The sequence below is a fragment of the Cupriavidus sp. H18C2 genome, from assembly GCF_049393795.1.
Taxonomy (GTDB): Bacteria; Pseudomonadota; Gammaproteobacteria; order Burkholderiales; family Burkholderiaceae; genus Cupriavidus; species Cupriavidus pauculus_C.
The window spans coordinates 1,996,347-2,014,172 of sequence record NZ_CP186010.1 but is presented as its reverse complement, the minus strand read 5'-3'; the positions used below and the strand labels follow the sequence as shown (position 1 = coordinate 2,014,172).

Here is a 17,826-nt window from a genome sequence, read left to right as displayed (position 1 = left end):
GGAAACTCGCACGTACGGTTCTTAGGGGGGGGGTCAGTAATGACCTTTCTCCTACCCTACCCTCCCGGTCTGCCACGCTCGACTGCTGCCCAGCGACGCGCGCCGCCAGACGTCCAGGACAATCCAGAAGATTCCCAAGACCGCTGCCATCGAGACACGCAGCTTGCCCTGACCTCGCCAACACCGCCGTGAAACCCATCCAGAAATCCAACAAGCTCCAGAACGTTTGCTATGACATCCGCGGCCCGGTGCTGGAAAAGGCCAAGCAGATGGAAGAGGAAGGGCACAAGATCATCAAGCTCAACATCGGCAACCTGGCCGTGTTCGGCTTCGATGCGCCGGAGGAAATCCAGCAGGACATGATGCGCAACCTGCCCAATTCGGCCGGTTACTCCGATTCCAAGGGCATCTTCGCGGCGCGCAAGGCGATCATGCACTACACCCAGGAAAAGCAGATCCAGGGCGTGGGGCTGGACGACATCTACGTGGGCAACGGCGCCTCCGAGCTGATCGTGATGTCGATGAACGCGCTGCTCAACAGCGGCGACGAAGTGCTGGTGCCGGCGCCCGACTACCCGCTCTGGACGGCCGCGGTGAGCCTGTCCGGCGGCACGCCCGTCCACTACATCTGCGACGAGGCCAACGAGTGGATGCCGGACCTGGACGACATCCGCCGCAAGATCACGCCGAACACCCGCGCGATCGTCGTCATCAACCCGAACAACCCGACCGGCGCGCTGTATTCCGACGAACTGCTGCAGGCCATCGTCGGCATCGCCCGCGAGCACGGCCTGATCATCTTTGCCGACGAGATCTACGACAAGGTGCTCTACGACGGCCACACCCACACGTCGATCGGCTCGCTGTCGACCGACGTGCTGACGGTGACCTTCAACGGCCTGTCCAAGAACTACCGCTCGTGCGGCTACCGCGCCGGCTGGATGGTCGTCTCCGGCGACAAGCGCCCGGCGCACGACTACATCGAGGGCCTGAACATGCTCTCGTCGATGCGGCTGTGCGCCAACGTGCCCGGCCAGTGGGCCATCCAGACCGCGCTGGGCGGCTACCAGAGCATCAACGACCTCGTGGCCGAGGGCGGCCGGCTACGCCGCCAGCGAGACCTGGCGCACGAGCTGATCACCCAGATCCCCGGCATCACCTGCGTGAAGCCCAAGGCGGCGCTGTACCTGTTCCCGAAGCTCGACCTGTCGATGTACCCGATCCAGGACGACCAGGAGTTCATCTACGAACTGCTGCAGGAGTCGAAGGTGCTGCTAGTGCAGGGCACCGGCTTCAACTGGGACGCGCCGGACCATTTCCGGATCGTGTTCCTGCCGCACGAGGAAGACCTGCGCGAGGCCATCACCCGGGTGGCGCGCTTCCTTGAGAACTATCGCAAACGTCACGGCACTGCCTGAGCAAGCCGGGGCGCCCCCATTTCCGTATCAAGCAACCCAGAGTCAGACGTCCATGAATCCCATCAAAGTCGGCCTTCTCGGCATCGGTACCGTCGGTAGCGGCACGTTCAACGTGCTCCAGCGCAATCAGGAGGAAATCCGCCGCCGCGCGGGCCGCGGCATCGAGATTGCCGTGGTGGCCGACCTCAACACCGAGCGCGCCCGCGAGCTGACCGGTGGCGCCGTGGACGTGGTGGCCGACGCCAACGACGTGGTGACGCGCCCGGACATCGACATCGTGGTGGAGCTGATTGGCGGCTACGGCGTGGCCCGCGAGCTGGTGCTCAAGGCCATCGAGAACGGCAAGCACGTGGTCACCGCCAACAAGGCGCTGCTGGCCGTGCACGGCAACGAGATCTTCGAGGCCGCGCGCCGCAAGGGCGTGATCGTGGCGTTCGAGGCGGCCGTCGCCGGCGGCATCCCCATCATCAAGGCGCTGCGCGAGGGCCTGACCGCGAACCGCATCCAGTGGATCGCCGGCATCATCAACGGCACGACGAACTTCATCCTGTCCGAAATGCGCGACAAGGGCCTGGACTTCGACACGGTACTGAAGGAAGCGCAGCAGCTTGGCTACGCCGAAGCCGACCCGACGTTTGACATCGAGGGCATCGACGCCGCGCACAAGGTCACGCTGATGAGCGCCATCGCGTTCGGCATGCCGGTGCAGTTCGACCGCGCGCACGTGGAAGGCATCACGCGCCTGTCGGCCATCGACATCAAGTACGCCGAGGAACTGGGCTACCGGATCAAGCTGCTGGGTATCACGCGCCGCCGCGAGGAGGGTGTGGAGCTGCGCGTGCACCCGACGCTGGTGCCGGCATCGCGCCTGATCGCCAACGTCGAGGGCGCCATGAACGCCGTGCTGGTGCAGGCCGACGCCGTGGGCGCCACGCTGTACTACGGCAAGGGCGCCGGTGCCGAGCCGACCGCATCGGCCGTGATCGCCGACCTGGTGGACGTGACCCGCCTGCACACGGCCGACCCGAACCACCGCGTGCCGCACCTGGCGTTCCAGCCCGACGAGCTGTCGAGCGTGCCCGTGCTGCCGATCGACGAGGTCACCACGTCGTACTACCTGCGCATGCGCGTGGCGGACCAGACCGGCGTGCTGGCCGAGATCACCCGCATCCTGGCCGAAGGCGGCATCAGCATCGACGCGATGCTGCAGAAGGAATCGCGCGAAGGCGAGCCGCAGACCGACATCATCATCCTGACGCACCTGACCCGCGAGAAGCAGATCAACGTAGCCATCCGCAGCATCGAGGCGCTGCAGACCGTGTTGTCGCCGGTCACCCGCCTGCGCATGGAAGAACTGAATTAAAGAATCTGCTATGAAATACCAGTCGACGCGCGGCCACGACATGCCGCAATCGTTCTCGGAAATCCTGCTCGGCGGCCTGGCCCCGGACGGCGGCCTGTACCTGCCGAAGCAGTATCCGCAAGTCACCGCCGACGAGCTCGAAGCCTGGCGCAAGCTGCCGTACGCCGACCTGGCGTTCGAGGTGCTGTCGCGCTTCTGTGACGACATCCCGGCCGACGACCTGCGCGCGCTGACGCGCAAGACCTACACGGCCGAGGTGTACTGCAACGCCCGCCCCGGCGACAACACGGCCGACATCACGCCGCTGCGCACGCTGGGCGAGGAAGGCGGCACCCGGCTGCAGTTGCTGGGCCTGTCGAACGGCCCGACGCTCGCGTTCAAGGACATGGCGATGCAGTTGCTCGGCAACCTGTTCGAGTACGCGCTGAAGCGGGCCGGGCTGAAGCTGAACATCCTGGGCGCCACGTCGGGCGACACCGGCAGCGCGGCCGAGTACGCGATGCGCGGCAAGGAAGGCATCCGCGTCTTCATGCTGAGCCCGCACCGCAAGATGAGCGCGTTCCAGACCGCGCAGATGTTCAGCCTGCAGGACCCGAACATCTTCAACATCGCCATCGAAGGCGTGTTCGACGACGCCCAGGACATCGTCAAGGCCGTGTCGAACGACCACGCGTTCAAGGCGCGCCAGCGCATCGGCACCGTGAACTCGATCAACTGGGCCCGCGTGGTGGCGCAGGTGGTCTACTACTTCAAGGGCTGGCTGCTGGCCACCGACGGCCCGGGCCAGAAGGTGTCGTTCTGCGTGCCGTCGGGCAACTTCGGCAACGTCTGCGCCGGCCACATCGCCCGCATGATGGGCCTGCCGATCGACAAGCTCGTGGTGGCCACGAACGAGAACGACGTGCTCGACGAGTTCTTCCGCACCGGCACGTACCGCGTGCGCACGGCGGCGCAGACGTACCACACGTCGAGCCCGAGCATGGACATCTCGAAGGCGTCGAACTTCGAGCGTTTCGTCTTCGACCTGCTGGGCCAGGACGCCGGCAAGCTGGCCGAGCTGTTCCGCGACGTGGACACCAAGGGCGGCTTCAGCTTCGCGGGCAAGCCCGAGTTCGACCGCATCCGCCAGTTCGGCTTTGTCTCGGGCCGCAGCACCCACGACGACCGCCTGGCGACGATCCGCGACGTGCACCAGCGCTACGGCGTGACGATCGACACGCATACCGCCGACGGCGTGAAGGTGGCGCGCGAGCACCTGGCCGCCGGCGTGCCGATGGTGGTGCTGGAAACGGCGCTGCCGGCCAAGTTCGCCGACACGATCCGCGAGGCGCTGGGCCGCGAGCCCGAGCGTCCGGCGGCCTTCGACGGCATCGAGCAGTTGCCGCAGCGCTTCGAGGTCATGCCGGCCGACGCCGATCAGGTCAAGGCGTACATCGCACGGCACACGGGCCTGTAGGCCGTTATAGCGGCCATTCACGCCGCCCCGGACGGCCCCGGCGCCAACTCGCTACAATCGGGTTTGCCGGGTCCCGCTGCCACGGCCCCCAGGCGTCCGACGCCGGGGGCTGTTTGCTTTGGGGGCCAACCCTGACTCCGATATCCCCATGACCCAATCCGCAGCGCGCCCGCCGATGCTGACGATGGCCCAGGCCCTGGAAGCCCTGCTGGCCGGCGCCCGCCCCATCACCGAGACCGAAACCGTCGATACGCTGCAGGCCAACGGCCGCGTGCTGGCCACGCCGGTCACCAGCGCGCTGCGCGTGCCGCCTGCCGATAACACGTCGATGGACGGCTACGCCATGCGCGCCGCCGACGTGCCGGCCCCGGGCACCCGGCTGCCCGTCTCGCAACGGATTCCGGCCGGCCACGTCGGCACCGAACTGGCGCCCGGCACGGCCGCGCGGATCTTCACCGGCGGGCTGATCCCGCCCGGCGCCGATGCCGTCGTGATGCAGGAGCAATGCCAGGGCGATGGCGATGCGGTCATCGTCAACCACGTGCCGGCCAGCGGCGAATGGATCCGCCGCGCCGGCGAGGACATCGAGGCCGGCAGCCAGATCCTGCCGGCCGGCGCGCGGCTGTCGCCGCAGGCGCTGGGGCTGGCCGCGTCGGTCGGGCAGGCCCGGCTCGACGTGATCCGCCGCGTGCGCGTGGCCGTGTTCTTCACCGGCGACGAACTGGCGATGCCGGGCGAGCCGCTGAAGCCGGGCGCGATCTACAACTCCAACCGCTTCACGCTGCGCGGGCTGCTGGAAAACCTGGGCTGCGAAGCGTCCGATTTCGGCATCGTCCCCGACACGCTGGCCGCCACGCGCGACACGCTGCGCCGCGCCGCCGCGGGCCACGACCTGATCATCACGTCGGGCGGCGTCTCGGTGGGCGAGGAAGACCACATCCGCCCGGCCGTGACCGCCGAGGGGCGGCTGGACCTGTGGCAGATCGCGATCAAGCCCGGCAAGCCGCTGGCGTTTGGGCAGGTCGACAACGGCACGGCGGCGCCGACGTTCTTCCTGGGCCTGCCCGGCAACCCGGTGTCGAGCTTTGTCACGTTCCTGCTGTTCGTGCGGCCGTTCCTGCTGCGCCTGCAGGGCGTGGCCGACGTCACGCCGCGCCGCCTGCCGCTGCGCGCCGATTTCGACCTGCCGAAGGGCGACCGCCGCAATGAATTCCTGCGCGCGCGGCTTAACGATGCCGGCGGGCTCGACCTGTTCCCGAACCAGAGCTCGGGCGTGCTGACGTCCACGGTCTGGGGCGACGGCCTGATCGACAACCCGCCCAACCACCCGATCGCCCGCGGCGACACGGTGTCATTCATTCCATTTGCCAGCCTGCTGGCCTAGGTTTATCGCCATGCAACTCGAACTTCGATACTTCGCCAGCGTGCGCGAACAGGTGGGGCAGGGCGCCGAGCGCGCCGAGGTGCCGGCGGATGTCCGCACCGTCGGCGACCTGCGCGGCTGGCTGCGCGGCCGGGGCGGCGCGTGGGCCGAGGCACTGGCCGAAGGCCGCGCGCTGCGGATGGCCGTCGACCACAACGTGGCGCGTGCCGACACCCCGCTGGCCGACGGCTGCGAGGTGGCGTTCTTCCCGCCCGTGACCGGAGGCTGAGATGACGGTGCGCGTGCAGCACGACGATTTCGACCTGGGCGCCGAGGTGGCCGCGCTGCGGGCCGGCAACCGCGGCGTGGGCGCGGTGGCGAGCTTCATCGGCACCGTGCGCGACGTCAGCGATGGCGCCCGCGTCAGCACGATGGAGCTGGAGCACTACCCGGGCATGACCGAGAAGGCGCTGGCCCGCATCGAGGCGGCGGCGCGCGAGCGCTGGCCGCTGCTGGGCGTGACGATCGTGCATCGGGTGGGACTGTTGCAGCCGCTGGACCAGATCGTGCTGGTCGCCGTGGCGTCGGCCCATCGCGGCGCGGCGTTCCAGGCGTGCGAATTCATCATGGACTACCTGAAGTCCGAGGCGCCGTTCTGGAAGAAGGAAGCCACGCCCGACGGCGCGCGCTGGGTGGACGCCCGCGTGTCCGACGATGCAGCGCTGCAGCGCTGGGGCATTCCGTCGCTCAATGCAGACCCGGCGGCGGACCCGGCTGCCGATCCCGCCTCCGATTCTTCCGACAAGGCACGCTGATGGGTCCGCTCGGTTTTGTGGCGGTCGGCGTGGGTGCCGCCGTTGGCGCGTGGCTGCGCTGGGGCTTCTCGGTGCTCTGGAATGCGGCGAATCCGGCACTTCCATATGGCACGCTGGCGGCCAACCTGATCGGCGGCTACCTGATCGGGATCGCGGTGGCGTTCTTCCAGACCCATACCGGCCTGCCGCCCGAATGGCGGCTGCTGGCGGTCACCGGCTTCCTGGGCGGGCTGACCACGTTCTCGACGTTTTCGAGCGAAGTCATCGCCAACCTGGTGTCGGGCGACTACCGCTGGGCGCTGGCCCACCTGGTGCTGCACCTGGGCGGCTCGGTGCTGCTGACCGCGGCCGGCATCTGGTCGTACCGCGCGCTGGCCTGACGCCTTACCTTTCGCCGGCGTTCGGAGACATAGGTAACACTCCTGATGCACCGGCGCCCCTCCGGGTGCTGTTCAGCGCCTATATTCATTGTCACGGATGCACTTTGCCGGCAGCCTGCGGCGCATGAGCCACATCCGTCCCTGCCCAAGCCACGCGCGCTAGCCGGCCCGCCGTGGCAGTTCCAGAATCCGGTCGCCATACCTGCTGTCTCGCCTGATCCGCGCCCATTGCCGGCGCGTTGTGACGTTTGTGCCACACGTTCGATCCAGAAAACGAGGAGACCTCCCCATGCAGCCCAGCCATGCCCGCGTTTCCCGCCGCAAGGCGCCGTCCCGCCTGCGCCTGACAGCCATTTCCGGCGCGGTGGTCGCGCTGTCCGCCATGACCCTGGCGGCCTGCGGCGGCGACGACGATCCGCCCGGCAACGGCGGCACCCCGCCCAGCCAGACCCAGAACCCGAACAACCGCCCGACCTTCGTGGTCGGCACGATCAGCGTCAAGAGCTACGACGGCACGTCGGACGACCTTGCCACGGGCGGCCTTGGCAAGGACGGCATCGGCGCCGCCGCCGCGCCGCCGTTCGCCGATCCGAACAATCCCACGGCCGCCGAACTGCGCCGCAACGCGATCTTCACGAACTACCGCGCCATCGTCGACATCAACCCGGCCGGCGGCTACGGCACGCTGTACGGGCCCAACGTCGACCCGCAGGGCAACGCGACGGCCGGGCAGGGCAAGGTGCCGGGGACTGAATACATCGCCTATGCCGACGACGGCAGCGGCCGGCAGAACGTGACGCTGATGGCCCAGATCCCGGACAGCTTCGACCGCAACAACCCGTGCATCATCACGGCCACGTCGTCGGGCTCGCGCGGCATCTACGGCGGCATCGCGGTGGGCGAATGGGGGCTCAAGCGCGGCTGTGCCGTGGCCTACACCGACAAGGGCACCGGCGCCGCGCCGCACGACCTGGACACCGATACCGTGCCGCTGATCGACGGCACCCGGCAGGCGCGCGCCGGCGCCGGCAAGCTGGCCCAGTTCGCGGCCCAGCCCGGCAGCCAGACGCTGGCCGACTTCACGGCCGCCAACCCGCACCGGCTGGCATTCAAACACGCCCACTCGCAGCAGAATCCCGAGGCCAACTGGGGCAAGAACACGCTGCAGGCCATCGAGTTCACGCTGTTCGCGATCAACGACAAGTTCGGCACGATGGGGTCCGACGGCGTGCGGCAGGCCACCTTCAAGCCATCGAACACGCTCGTGATCGCCTCGGCGGTGTCCAACGGCGGCGGCGCGGCCGTCGCGGCGGCGGAGCAGGACACGGCCGGGCTGATCGATGGGGTGGCGGTGGGCGAGCCGATGCTCGAAATCCCGCCCACGCCGGCCATCACGGTCCGCCGCGCCGGCGCCCCGGTGCTGGCGTCGGGCCGGCACCTGTACGACTACACGACCACCGCGAACCTGTTCCAGCTCTGCGCGCGGCAGGACGTCGGGCTGGTCAACGCCCCGTCGGCCGGCGCGCTGCTGCAGGCCACCAACCGCTGCCAGTCGCTGGCCGACAAGGGGCTGGTGAGCGGCGGGACGACCGACGCCCAGTCCGCCGCCGCGCTGACCGCGCTGCGCAACGCCGGCTGGGAACCGGAATCGGACGAACTGCACGCGTCGCTGTCGGCGCTGGAGGTGGCCAGCTCGATCTCGGTCACGTACGCCAACGCCTACACGCGGTCGAGCGTGACCGACCGTTTCTGCAACTACAGCTTCGCGGCCACGGGCGCCGACTTCAAGCCGATCACCATCCCGGCCGCGTCGCTGGCGGCGTTCTTCTCGACCGGCAACGGCGTGCCGCCCAGCGGCGTGGTCACGCTCGTCAACGACGCCAACCCGGCGCCGACCGGCCCGATCAAGGACTTCGTGTCGCTGTCGCCCAGCACGGGCCGCCAGGACGCCAACCTTGACGGCGCGCTGTGCCTGCGCAACGCGTGGACGTCCAGCGCGGCGCTGCAGGCCGGCGTGGCGCAGACGTACCGCAACGGCAACCTGCAGGGCAAGCCGGCCGTGATCGTCCATGGCCGGTCCGACGCGCTGCTGCCGACCAACCACACGTCGCGGCCGTACCTGGGGCTGAACCGTACCGTCGAAGGCAGCGCCAGCAAGCTGTCGTACATCGAGGTGACGAATGCGCAACACTTCGACGGCTTCATCGACGTGCTGCCCGGCTACGCGTCGCGCTACGTGCCGCTGCACCTGTACCTGAACCGGGCGCTGGACGCGGTCTACGCCAACCTGCGCAACGGCACCGCGCTGCCGCCGTCGCAGGTGGTGCGCACGACGCCGCGCGGCGGCACGGGCAACCCGGTGGTCGGCCCGCAGATCCTCCCGTCCAACGTGCCCGGCTTTGCCGCCACGCCGGCCGCCGCCGACGTGATCGCGGTCAGCGGGTCGACCGTCGACATCCCCAACTAGCCAGTCGGCGCCGGGGGCCGCCCGCCATGCAGGAATGTGCCAAAACTGCATGGCGGGCGGCTTGAAATGTCACCCTGAAGCCCTATCTTTCGGAAGTACCGTGTCCGGCAGGGTCTGCCGCGCAACGGCAGCCGTCGCGCTGCCCGGCCGCGCCCTCGCAGCAGGACACACTTTCATCGAGAGAGAGGGCACCTGATGCGTATCGACAAACTCACCACCCGGTTCCAGGAGGCGCTGGCCGAAGCGCAGAGCCTGGCGCTGGGCAACGACAACCAGTACATCGAACCCCAGCACCTGCTGCGCGCGCTGCTGAGCCAGGACGACGGCTCGGCGCGCACGCTGCTGTCGCGCGCCGGCGTCAACGTGGCCGGCCTGCAGACGGCGCTGGACGCGGCGATCAAGCGCCTGCCGCAGGTGCAGGGCACCAACGAGATCCAGGTCGGCCGCGACCTGAACAACCTGCTCAACGCCACCGAGAAAGAGGCCATCAAGCGCGGCGACCAGTTCATCGCCAGCGAGCTGTTCCTGCTGGCCGTGTCCGACGACAAGGGCGACACGGGCCGCATCGCGCGCGAGAACGGCCTGTCGCGCAAGGCGCTGGAAGCGGCCATCACGGCCGTGCGCGGCGGCGACAGCGTGAACAGCGCCGACGCCGAATCGCAGCGCGAGGCGCTCAAGAAGTACACGATCGACCTGACCGAGCGGGCGCGGGCCGGCAAGCTTGACCCCGTGATCGGCCGCGACGACGAGATCCGCCGCGCGATCCAGATCCTGCAGCGCCGCACCAAGAACAACCCGGTGCTGATCGGCGAGCCGGGCGTGGGCAAGACGGCCATCGTCGAGGGGCTGGCGCAGCGCATCGTCAACGGCGAGGTGCCGGAGACGCTCAAGAACAAGCGCGTGCTGGTGCTGGACATGGCCGGCCTGCTGGCCGGCGCCAAGTACCGCGGCGAGTTCGAGGAGCGGCTCAAGGCCGTGCTGAGCGACGTGGCCAAGGACGAGGGCCAGACCATCGTCTTCATCGACGAGATCCACACGATGGTGGGCGCCGGCAAGGCCGAGGGCGCCATCGACGCGGGCAATATGCTCAAGCCGGCGCTGGCGCGCGGCGAGCTGCACTGCATCGGCGCCACCACGCTGAACGAGTACCGCAAGTACATCGAGAAGGACGCCGCGCTGGAGCGCCGCTTCCAGAAGGTGCTGGTCGACGAGCCGAGCGTGGAGTCGACCATCGCCATCCTGCGCGGCCTGCAGGAAAAGTACGAGCTGCACCACGGCGTGGAGATCACCGACCCGGCCATCGTGGCGGCGGCCGAGCTGTCGCACCGCTACATCACGGACCGCTTCCTGCCGGACAAGGCCATCGACCTGATCGACGAGGCCGCCGCGCGCATCAAGATGGAAATCGACTCGAAGCCCGAGGCGATGGACAAGCTGGAGCGCCGCACGATCCAGCTCAAGATCGAGCGCGAGGCGGTGAAGAAGGAAACCGACGAGGCGTCGCGCAAGCGGCTGGAGCTGATCGAGCAGGAAATCACGCGGCTGGAGAAGGAGTACGCGGACCTGGACGAGATCTGGCGCGCCGAGAAGGGCGCCGCCCAGGGCGCGGCCGCGCTGAAGGAGGAGATCGAGAAGATCAAGCTCGACATCTCGCGCCTGCAGCGCGAAGGCAAGCTGGACAAGGTGGCCGAGCTGCAGTACGGCAAGCTGCCGGCGCTGGAGGGCAAGCTCCAGGCCGCCAACAAGGCCGAGGCCGACGAGCAGAAGCAGCCCAACAAGCTGCTGCGCACGCAGGTGGGCGCCGAGGAAATCGCCGAGGTGGTCAGCCGGGCGACGGGCATCCCCGTGGCCAAGATGATGCAGGGCGAGCGCGAGAAGCTGCTGAAGATGGAAGACCGGCTGCACCAGCGCGTGGTGGGGCAGGACGAGGCCGTGCGGCTGGTGTCCGACGCGATCCGCCGCTCGCGCGCCGGGCTGTCGGACGAGAACCGGCCGTACGGATCGTTCCTGTTCCTGGGCCCGACCGGCGTGGGCAAGACGGAGCTGTGCAAGGCGCTGGCCGAGTTCATGTTCGATTCGGAAGAGCACCTGATCCGCATCGACATGAGCGAGTTCATGGAAAAGCACAGCGTCAGCCGCCTGATCGGCGCGCCGCCGGGCTACGTCGGCTATGACGAGGGCGGCTATCTGACCGAGGCGGTGCGCCGCAAGCCGTACGCGGTGATCCTGCTCGACGAGGTCGAGAAGGCCCACCCGGACGTGTTCAACGTGCTGCTGCAGGTGCTGGACGATGGCCGGCTGACCGACGGCCAGGGCCGTACCGTGGACTTCAAGAACACGGTGATCGTGATGACGTCGAACCTGGGGTCGCACATCATCCAGTCGATGTCCGGCGAGCCGCAGGAGGCGGTCAAGGGCGCGGTCTGGCAGGAGGTGCGCACGCATTTCCGGCCCGAGTTCCTGAACCGGATCGACGAGGTGGTGGTGTTCCACGCACTGGACCAGAAGAACATCGAGTCCATCGCGCGCATCCAGCTCCAGCGCCTGCAGGCCCGCCTGGCCCGCATGGACATGACGCTGGACGTGAGCGAACAGGCGCTGGAGAAGATCGCCAGCGCGGGCTACGACCCGGTGTTCGGCGCCCGGCCGCTCAAGCGCGCGATCCAGCAGCAGATCGAGAACCCGGTGGCCCGCGCCATCCTCGAAGGCCGGTTCGCCGCCAAGGACGTGGTGCCGGTGGACTACGTGGACGGCGCCTTCACGTTCGGCCGGCTGGTCCACTGACCGGCGCGGCAGGCCGCAGCATCGCAAGGACCTTTTCGGAGGTCCTTTTTTTTGCGCGACAATGCCGGCTTCGGGTGAATGTCATCGATCAGGAGCCATCCGCGCCGGCGACGACGCCGGACGGGCCGCCCAGCTCCACCACGTGGCCTACGAAAAGTGCTACATCGCCAACCCGGTCGACTTCCCGATCCGTTGCGAGCCCGTCATCGACGCTGCCGCCGCCTGACTTTTGGCGTCATTGCCAGCAGCTTGACCTGCATCAATCCGTGAACGGGAACGGGTCGCTACTATCGACTCCGTCATGGAGATGCGGGGGCGCTCTTCATGACTTGTCTACCCGTTTCCGGAATGGAAACTTGACCCGCAGCGCAACTCCGGCGCTGCGGGTTTTTCTTTTTGGGGCGCCGGCGATGTTCGGCATGCCCATATTCCCGCCCGATCTTATGCAGAAAACGTGCTTGGATCGGCGAAACCATTCGTTCCGTTCAGATAGCCCCGCCGGTAGCCTGTCTCCCTGACAGAAGCCCCGCCGCACCAAGGCGGGGACATTTCACGACAACTCTGACGGGAGCAACCGAAGATGATCCGCAAGCTGGCCCTGGGCCTCGCCGTACTGTCCGCCGTGGGCGCCGCCCCCGCGGCCCTGGCCAATACCAACCTGCTGAACGTGTCCTACGACCCCACGCGCGAGCTCTATGTCGACGTGAACGCGGCGTTTGCCAAGGCGTACAAGGCGCAGGGCGGCGATACGGTGCAGATTCGCCAGTCGCATGGCGGCTCGGGCAAGCAGGCGCGGTCGGTGATCGACGGGCTCGATGCCGACGTGGTCACGCTGGCGCTGGGCTACGACATCGACGCGATTGCCGAGAAGGGGCTGATCAAGCCGGACTGGCAGAAGCGCCTGCCGCACAACGCGTCGCCGTACACGTCGACGATCGTGTTCCTGGTGCGCAAGGGCAATCCCAAGCAGATCAAGGACTGGAACGACCTGGTGAAGCCGGGCGTGCAGGTCATCACGCCGAATCCCAAGACCTCGGGCGGCGCGCGCTGGAACTACCTGGCCGCGTGGGGCTATGCGCTGCGCCAGCCGGGCGGCAACGATGCCAAGGCGCGCGAGTTCGTCGGCCAGTTGCTCAAGAACGTGCCGGTGCTGGATTCGGGCGCGCGCGGCGCCACGACGACCTTCGTCGAGCGCGGCCTGGGCGACGTGCTGATCGCCTGGGAGAACGAGGCCATCCTGGCCATCAAGGAGCTGGGTCCGGACAAGTTCGACATCGTCGCGCCGTCCGTGTCGATCCTGGCCGAGCCGCCGGTGGCCGTGGTCGACAAGGTGGTCGACAAGAAGGGCACCCGCAAGGCCGCCGAGGCGTACCTGCAGTTCCTGTACACCGACGAGGGCCAGGAGATCGCGGCCAAGAACTACTACCGGCCGATCTCGGAGAAGGTGGCGGCCAAGTACGCGGCCAACTTTCCGAAGGTGAAGCTGTTCACGATCGACGAGGTGTTCGGCGGCTGGGCCAAGGCCCAGAAGACCCACTTTGCCGATGGCGGCTCGTTTGACCAGGTGTACCAGCCCGGCAAGCGGTAATCACGATGGCGCGGCGGCGCGGCCAGTCACGGCCCGCCGCGCCGCGTCCGACGAAGGAGCCCCAGATGTCCGCTGTCCGCACAGTCGTATCCCCTCGCATCGCCCTGGCGCGATGTCCCGCCTGACCTGAAGCCTTTCCCACGCATGACGTACCCGCATGCCGCGCACCGCGCCGGCAGGGCGTCGTGCGGCCGCGTCACCGTCCCTGCCACATCGTCCGACTCCGAGGAAACCCATGACATCGTCCGCTCCTGCCGCCTTTCATCCCCATTCCCTGCGCCGACGCCTGCTGCTCGGCGCGCTCGTGATCGCCACCGGCGTGGCCTACGGGCTGCTGGCGTCGCCGGCCCAGGCCCAGTCGTCCGCGGTCAATGGCCGCGAACTCCGCATCGGCTATCAGAAGTACGGCACGCTGACGCTGCTCAAGGCGCGCGGCACGCTGGAAAAGCGGCTGGCGCCGCAGGGCATCACGGTCAAGTGGACCGAGTTCCCGGCCGGCCCGCAGTTGCTGGAAGGGCTCAACGTCGGCGCGATCGACTTCGGCACCGTTGGCGAGGCGCCGCCGATCTTCGCGCAGGCCGCCGGCGCGCAGCTTGCCTACATCGGCAACGAGCCGCCGGCGCCCACCTCGGAAGCCATCGTCGTGCCGAAGGCATCGGCGCTGAAGTCGGTGGCCGACCTGCGCGGCAAGCGCGTGGCGCTGAACAAGGGCTCCAACGTCCACTACCTGCTGGTGCGGCAGCTTGAACGCGCCGGCATTCGCTGGAACGAGATCCAGCCGGTCTACCTGCCGCCGGCCGATGCTCGCGCGGCGTTCGAGCGCGGCGCGGTGGACGCCTGGGTGATCTGGGACCCGTTCCTGGCCGCCGCCGAAAAGCAGCTCGGCGCCCGCGTGCTGGCCGATGGCCGCGACGCGGCAGGCCGCAACGTCGTCAGCAATCACCAGTTCTACCTGGCGTCGCGGCCGTACGCGAACGTGCGGCCCGACGTCGTGAACGCGATCCTCGACGAACTGGCGCAGCTTGGCCAATGGGCCGAGAAGCATCCGAAGGACGCCACCCAGTTCCTGGCCCGCGAAACCGGGCTGGATGCCGGCGTGCTGGCGCTGGCCGTCTCGCGCTTTGCCTATGGCGCGCGGCCCGTGACGGCCGAGGTGCTGGCCGAGCAGCAGCGCATTGCCGACGCCTTCGTGACGCTGAAGCTGATCCCCAAGCCGATCAAGGTGGCCGATGCCGCCTGGCAGCCGCCCGCAGCCGCCGCCACTGCGCAGCGCTGATCCATCCCCCCATCGACGAGAGGCCCGACATGCAAGTTTTCTGGTTCATCCCGACCCATGGCGACAGCCGCTACCTGGGCACGTCCGAAGGCGCGCGCGAGGTCAGCTTCGACTACCTGAAGCAGATTGCCGTCGCCGCCGACACGCTTGGCTACGAAGGGGTGCTGATTCCCACCGGCCGGTCCTGCGAGGACCCGTGGGTGGCCGCGTCGGCGCTGGCCGCCGTCACGCGCCGGCTCAAGTTCCTGGTGGCCGTGCGGCCCGGCCTGATGACGCCGACGCTGGCCGCGCGCATGGCCGCCACGTTCGACCGCATCTCGGGCGGCCGGCTGCTCGTGAACCTGGTGACCGGCGGCGACACGGCCGAGCTGGAAGGCGACGGCCTGTTCCTCGACCACGCGGCGCGCTACGAGGCGTCGTCCGAATTCATCCGCATCTGGCGCGACGTGCTGGCCGCCAGCCACGACGCCGGCGAGGTGTCGTTCGCAGGCCGCCACCTGACCGTCAAGGGCGCCCGCGTGCTGTACCCGCCCGTGCAGCGGCCGCATCCGCCCGTGTACTTCGGCGGCTCGTCGGCCGCCGCGCACGACCTGGCGGCCGAGCAGGTCGATGCCTATCTGACCTGGGGCGAACCGCCGGCCGAAGTGGCGAGGAAGATCGCCGACGTACGCGCCCGCGCGGCCCGCCATGGCCGTACCGTGCGCTTTGGCATCCGGCTGCACGTGATCGTGCGCGAGACCGAGGCCGCCGCCTGGGCCGCCGCCGAGGACCTGATCAGCCGGCTCGATGACGACACCGTGGCGCGCGCCCAGGCCGTCTTCGCCAAGATGGATTCCGAGGGCCAGCGCCGCATGGCCGCGTTGCACGGCGGCGGGGCCAGCCGCACGCGCGCCGCGCTGGAAGTCAGCCCGAACCTGTGGGCCGGGGTGGGACTGGTGCGCGGCGGGGCCGGCACGGCGCTGGTCGGCGATCCGCGCACCGTGGCGGCCCGCATGGAGGAATACGCCGCGCTGGGTATCGACACGTTCATCCTGTCTGGCTATCCGCACCTGGAAGAGGCGTACCGGTTTGCCGAACTGGTGTTCCCGCTGCTGCCGCGCACGGTGCGCGACAAGCTGCCCGGCCAGGTGCTGTCCGGCCCGTTTGGCGAAGTCATGGCGACGGGCCTCGTCCCGCGCGCCTCGCAAAGCTGAAAGGGGCCGATCATGACCGATTCCCGACCGAACAAGCGGCCCGGACTGGGCCAGGCCGTGGCGCCGTGGGTGGTGCCCGTGCTGCTGATCGTGGCGTGGCAGGCCGCGTCGCAACTGGGCTGGCTGTCGAGCCGCGTGCTGCCCGCGCCGCTGGCCGTGGTGGAGGCCGGCTGGTCGCTGGCGAAGTCCGGCGAGCTCTGGCGCCATGTCTGGGTCAGCACGTGGCGCGCGCTGATCGGGCTGGCCGTGGGCGGCGGGCTGGGGCTGGTGCTCGGGCTGCTGACCGGCACGTTCCGCACGGCGGCCACGCTGCTCGACAGCACGCTGCAGATGGTGCGCAACATCCCCACGCTGGCGCTGATCCCGCTGGTGATCCTGTGGTTCGGCATCGACGAGACGGCCAAGCTGTTCCTGGTGGCGCTGGGCGTGTTCTTCCCGGTGTACCTGAATACCTACCACGGCATCCGCGCGGTGGACCCGGCGCTGGTCGAGATGGCGCGCAGCTACGGCCTGTCCGGCTTCCGGCTGTACCGCGAGGTGATCCTGCCCGGCGCGCTGCCGAACATCCTCGTGGGCGTGCGGTTCTCGCTGGGCCTGATGTGGGTGATCCTGATCGTGGCGGAAACCATCTCGGCGCAGTCGGGCATCGGCTACATGACGATGAACGCGCGCGAATTCCTGCAGACCGACGTCGTGCTGGTCGGCATCCTGCTCTACGCGCTGCTGGGCAAGCTGGCCGACGTGCTGTCGCGCGGGCTTGAACGGTTCTGGCTGCGCTGGCACCCCGGCTACCAGGCCAACTAGGAGGATTCCATGCAAACGCTATTTCCCGTGGAACAGGCCGCGCTCGCGTGGGCCGAACGCGACCTGGCCCGCCGTGCGGCCGCGCGCGCCGAGGAGCGCCAGGCGCCGGTGGCGGGCGGCATCGCGCTGCGCGTGCAGCAGGTGGTCAAGCGGTACGACGGCCGGGCGGTGCTGCACGGCATCGACCTCGACGTCACGCCGGGCGAGTTCGTCGCCATCGTCGGACGCAGCGGCTGCGGCAAGAGCACGCTGCTGCGGCTGGTGGCCGGGCTGGAAGCGGCCGATGCGGGCGCGGTGCGCCTGGACGGAGCCGGTGCCGCGGACGCGCCCGCCGACGTGCAGGACAGCATCCGCGTGATGTTCCAGGACGCCCGGCTGCTGCCCTGGAAGCGCGTGCTGGACAACGTGGCGCTGGGCCTGCCGCGCGCGCGCCGGGCCGATGCCGAAGCGGTGCTGGCGCAGGTGGGCCTGGCCGACCGGGCCGGCAAGTGGCCCGCGCGGCTGTCCGGCGGGCAGCGCCAGCGCGTGGCCCTGGCGCGTGCGCTGGTCCACCATCCGCGGCTGCTGCTGCTGGACGAACCGCTTGGCGCGCTGGACGCGCTGACGCGCATCGACATGCAGGCGCTGATCGAATCGCTCTGGCGCCGGCTCGGTTTCACGGCGCTACTCGTCACACACGATGTGTCCGAGGCCGTGGCGCTGGCCGACCGCGTGGTGCTGATCGAGGACGGCCACATCGCGCTGGACCAGCGCGTGCCGCTGGCCCGCCCGCGCCAGCGCGGATCGGCGGCGTTCGCGCAACTCGAAGACGCCGTGCTGCGCCGCGTGATGCGCCAGCCGCCGGCTACCCCGTCAGTCTCCGAACCATCAACGAATCTTCACGCCCGGCCCGCCGAGGAGCTTCTATCATGAGCAATCA

Annotated in this window: 14 protein-coding genes and 1 pseudogene; all 15 read left to right on the top strand. The window is 69.0% G+C overall.

The features are described from left to right. The first annotated feature begins 188 nt into the window (after positions 1–188). The 15 genes and pseudogenes from EPAKOI_RS09135 (at position 189) to EPAKOI_RS09065 (ending at position 17,819) form a co-directional block, all read left to right on the top strand. Complete coding sequence (locus tag EPAKOI_RS09135) at positions 189–1,418, top strand: pyridoxal phosphate-dependent aminotransferase (protein ID WP_124684073.1); 1,230 nt, start codon at positions 189–191, stop codon at positions 1,416–1,418. A gap of 52 nt (positions 1,419–1,470) precedes the next feature. Then, the gene (locus tag EPAKOI_RS09130; protein ID WP_124684074.1) at positions 1,471–2,781 is read left to right on the top strand and encodes a homoserine dehydrogenase; all 1,311 of its coding nucleotides are present in this window, start codon (positions 1,471–1,473) and stop codon (positions 2,779–2,781) included. Between the two features lie 10 nt (positions 2,782–2,791). Beyond that, positions 2,792–4,237 (top strand): threonine synthase, encoded by a 1,446-nt coding sequence (gene thrC, locus EPAKOI_RS09125; protein ID WP_423192047.1) that lies wholly within the window; start codon positions 2,792–2,794, stop codon positions 4,235–4,237. Between the two features lie 148 nt (positions 4,238–4,385). After that, complete coding sequence (gene glp, locus EPAKOI_RS09120) at positions 4,386–5,621, top strand: gephyrin-like molybdotransferase Glp (protein WP_423192046.1); 1,236 nt, start codon at positions 4,386–4,388, stop codon at positions 5,619–5,621. A 10-nt stretch (positions 5,622–5,631) separates the two neighbouring features. Continuing rightward, positions 5,632–5,889: a molybdopterin converting factor subunit 1 gene (moaD, locus tag EPAKOI_RS09115; protein ID WP_124684077.1), complete on the top strand. Its 258-nt coding sequence runs from the start codon at positions 5,632–5,634 to the stop codon at positions 5,887–5,889. 1 nt (position 5,890) lies between these two features. Beyond that, positions 5,891–6,415, top strand: coding sequence for a molybdopterin synthase catalytic subunit MoaE (moaE, locus tag EPAKOI_RS09110; RefSeq protein WP_423192045.1), 525 nt, complete (start codon positions 5,891–5,893; stop codon positions 6,413–6,415). Next, complete coding sequence (gene crcB, locus EPAKOI_RS09105) at positions 6,415–6,795, top strand: fluoride efflux transporter CrcB (protein ID WP_423192044.1); 381 nt, start codon at positions 6,415–6,417, stop codon at positions 6,793–6,795. Before moaE ends, crcB begins: the two co-directional genes overlap by 1 nt. Positions 6,796–7,177: 382 nt before the next feature. After that, positions 7,178–9,262 carry a D-(-)-3-hydroxybutyrate oligomer hydrolase gene (locus tag EPAKOI_RS09100; RefSeq protein WP_423193505.1) on the top strand — a complete coding sequence of 695 codons (2,085 nt, stop codon included), beginning with the start codon at positions 7,178–7,180 and terminating at the stop codon, positions 9,260–9,262. 195 nt (positions 9,263–9,457) lie between these two features. After that, on the top strand, positions 9,458–12,046 hold the full coding sequence (clpB, locus tag EPAKOI_RS09095) for an ATP-dependent chaperone ClpB (RefSeq protein WP_124684081.1): 2,589 nt from the start codon (positions 9,458–9,460) through the stop codon (positions 12,044–12,046). Between the two features lie 97 nt (positions 12,047–12,143). After that, positions 12,144–12,272 (top strand): annotated as a pseudogene (locus EPAKOI_RS09090) (OsmC family peroxiredoxin); the annotation flags it as partial. Between the two features lie 354 nt (positions 12,273–12,626). Next, the gene (locus EPAKOI_RS09085; RefSeq protein ID WP_124684082.1) at positions 12,627–13,634 is read left to right on the top strand and encodes a sulfate ABC transporter substrate-binding protein; all 1,008 of its coding nucleotides are present in this window, start codon (positions 12,627–12,629) and stop codon (positions 13,632–13,634) included. Positions 13,635–13,869: 235 nt separating this feature from the next. Further along, the gene (locus EPAKOI_RS09080; RefSeq protein WP_423192043.1) at positions 13,870–14,910 is read left to right on the top strand and encodes a sulfonate ABC transporter substrate-binding protein; all 1,041 of its coding nucleotides are present in this window, start codon (positions 13,870–13,872) and stop codon (positions 14,908–14,910) included. 29 nt (positions 14,911–14,939) lie between these two features. After that, positions 14,940–16,103 (top strand): FMNH2-dependent alkanesulfonate monooxygenase, encoded by a 1,164-nt coding sequence (ssuD, locus tag EPAKOI_RS09075; RefSeq protein ID WP_423192042.1) that lies wholly within the window; start codon positions 14,940–14,942, stop codon positions 16,101–16,103. A 12-nt stretch (positions 16,104–16,115) separates the two neighbouring features. Continuing rightward, the gene (gene ssuC, locus EPAKOI_RS09070; RefSeq protein ID WP_124684085.1) at positions 16,116–16,907 is read left to right on the top strand and encodes an aliphatic sulfonate ABC transporter permease SsuC; all 792 of its coding nucleotides are present in this window, start codon (positions 16,116–16,118) and stop codon (positions 16,905–16,907) included. A gap of 9 nt (positions 16,908–16,916) precedes the next feature. Continuing rightward, positions 16,917–17,819 carry an ATP-binding cassette domain-containing protein gene (locus tag EPAKOI_RS09065; protein WP_423192041.1) on the top strand — a complete coding sequence of 301 codons (903 nt, stop codon included), beginning with the start codon at positions 16,917–16,919 and terminating at the stop codon, positions 17,817–17,819. The last annotated feature ends 7 nt before the right edge of the window (positions 17,820–17,826 follow it).

Coding starts and splice junctions, on each gene's coding strand:
- EPAKOI_RS09130 (WP_124684074.1), top strand. CDS start 1,471: ATGAATCCCATCAAAGTCGGCCTTCTCGGCATCGGTACCGTCGGTAGC.
- thrC (WP_423192047.1), top strand. CDS start 2,792: ATGAAATACCAGTCGACGCGCGGCCACGACATGCCGCAATCGTTCTCG.
- glp (WP_423192046.1), top strand. CDS start 4,386: ATGACCCAATCCGCAGCGCGCCCGCCGATGCTGACGATGGCCCAGGCC.
- moaD (WP_124684077.1), top strand. CDS start 5,632: ATGCAACTCGAACTTCGATACTTCGCCAGCGTGCGCGAACAGGTGGGG.
- moaE (WP_423192045.1), top strand. CDS start 5,891: ATGACGGTGCGCGTGCAGCACGACGATTTCGACCTGGGCGCCGAGGTG.
- crcB (WP_423192044.1), top strand. CDS start 6,415: ATGGGTCCGCTCGGTTTTGTGGCGGTCGGCGTGGGTGCCGCCGTTGGC.
- EPAKOI_RS09100 (WP_423193505.1), top strand. CDS start 7,178: ATGACCCTGGCGGCCTGCGGCGGCGACGACGATCCGCCCGGCAACGGC.
- clpB (WP_124684081.1), top strand. CDS start 9,458: ATGCGTATCGACAAACTCACCACCCGGTTCCAGGAGGCGCTGGCCGAA.
- EPAKOI_RS09085 (WP_124684082.1), top strand. CDS start 12,627: ATGATCCGCAAGCTGGCCCTGGGCCTCGCCGTACTGTCCGCCGTGGGC.
- EPAKOI_RS09080 (WP_423192043.1), top strand. CDS start 13,870: ATGACATCGTCCGCTCCTGCCGCCTTTCATCCCCATTCCCTGCGCCGA.
- ssuD (WP_423192042.1), top strand. CDS start 14,940: ATGCAAGTTTTCTGGTTCATCCCGACCCATGGCGACAGCCGCTACCTG.
- ssuC (WP_124684085.1), top strand. CDS start 16,116: ATGACCGATTCCCGACCGAACAAGCGGCCCGGACTGGGCCAGGCCGTG.
- EPAKOI_RS09065 (WP_423192041.1), top strand. CDS start 16,917: ATGCAAACGCTATTTCCCGTGGAACAGGCCGCGCTCGCGTGGGCCGAA.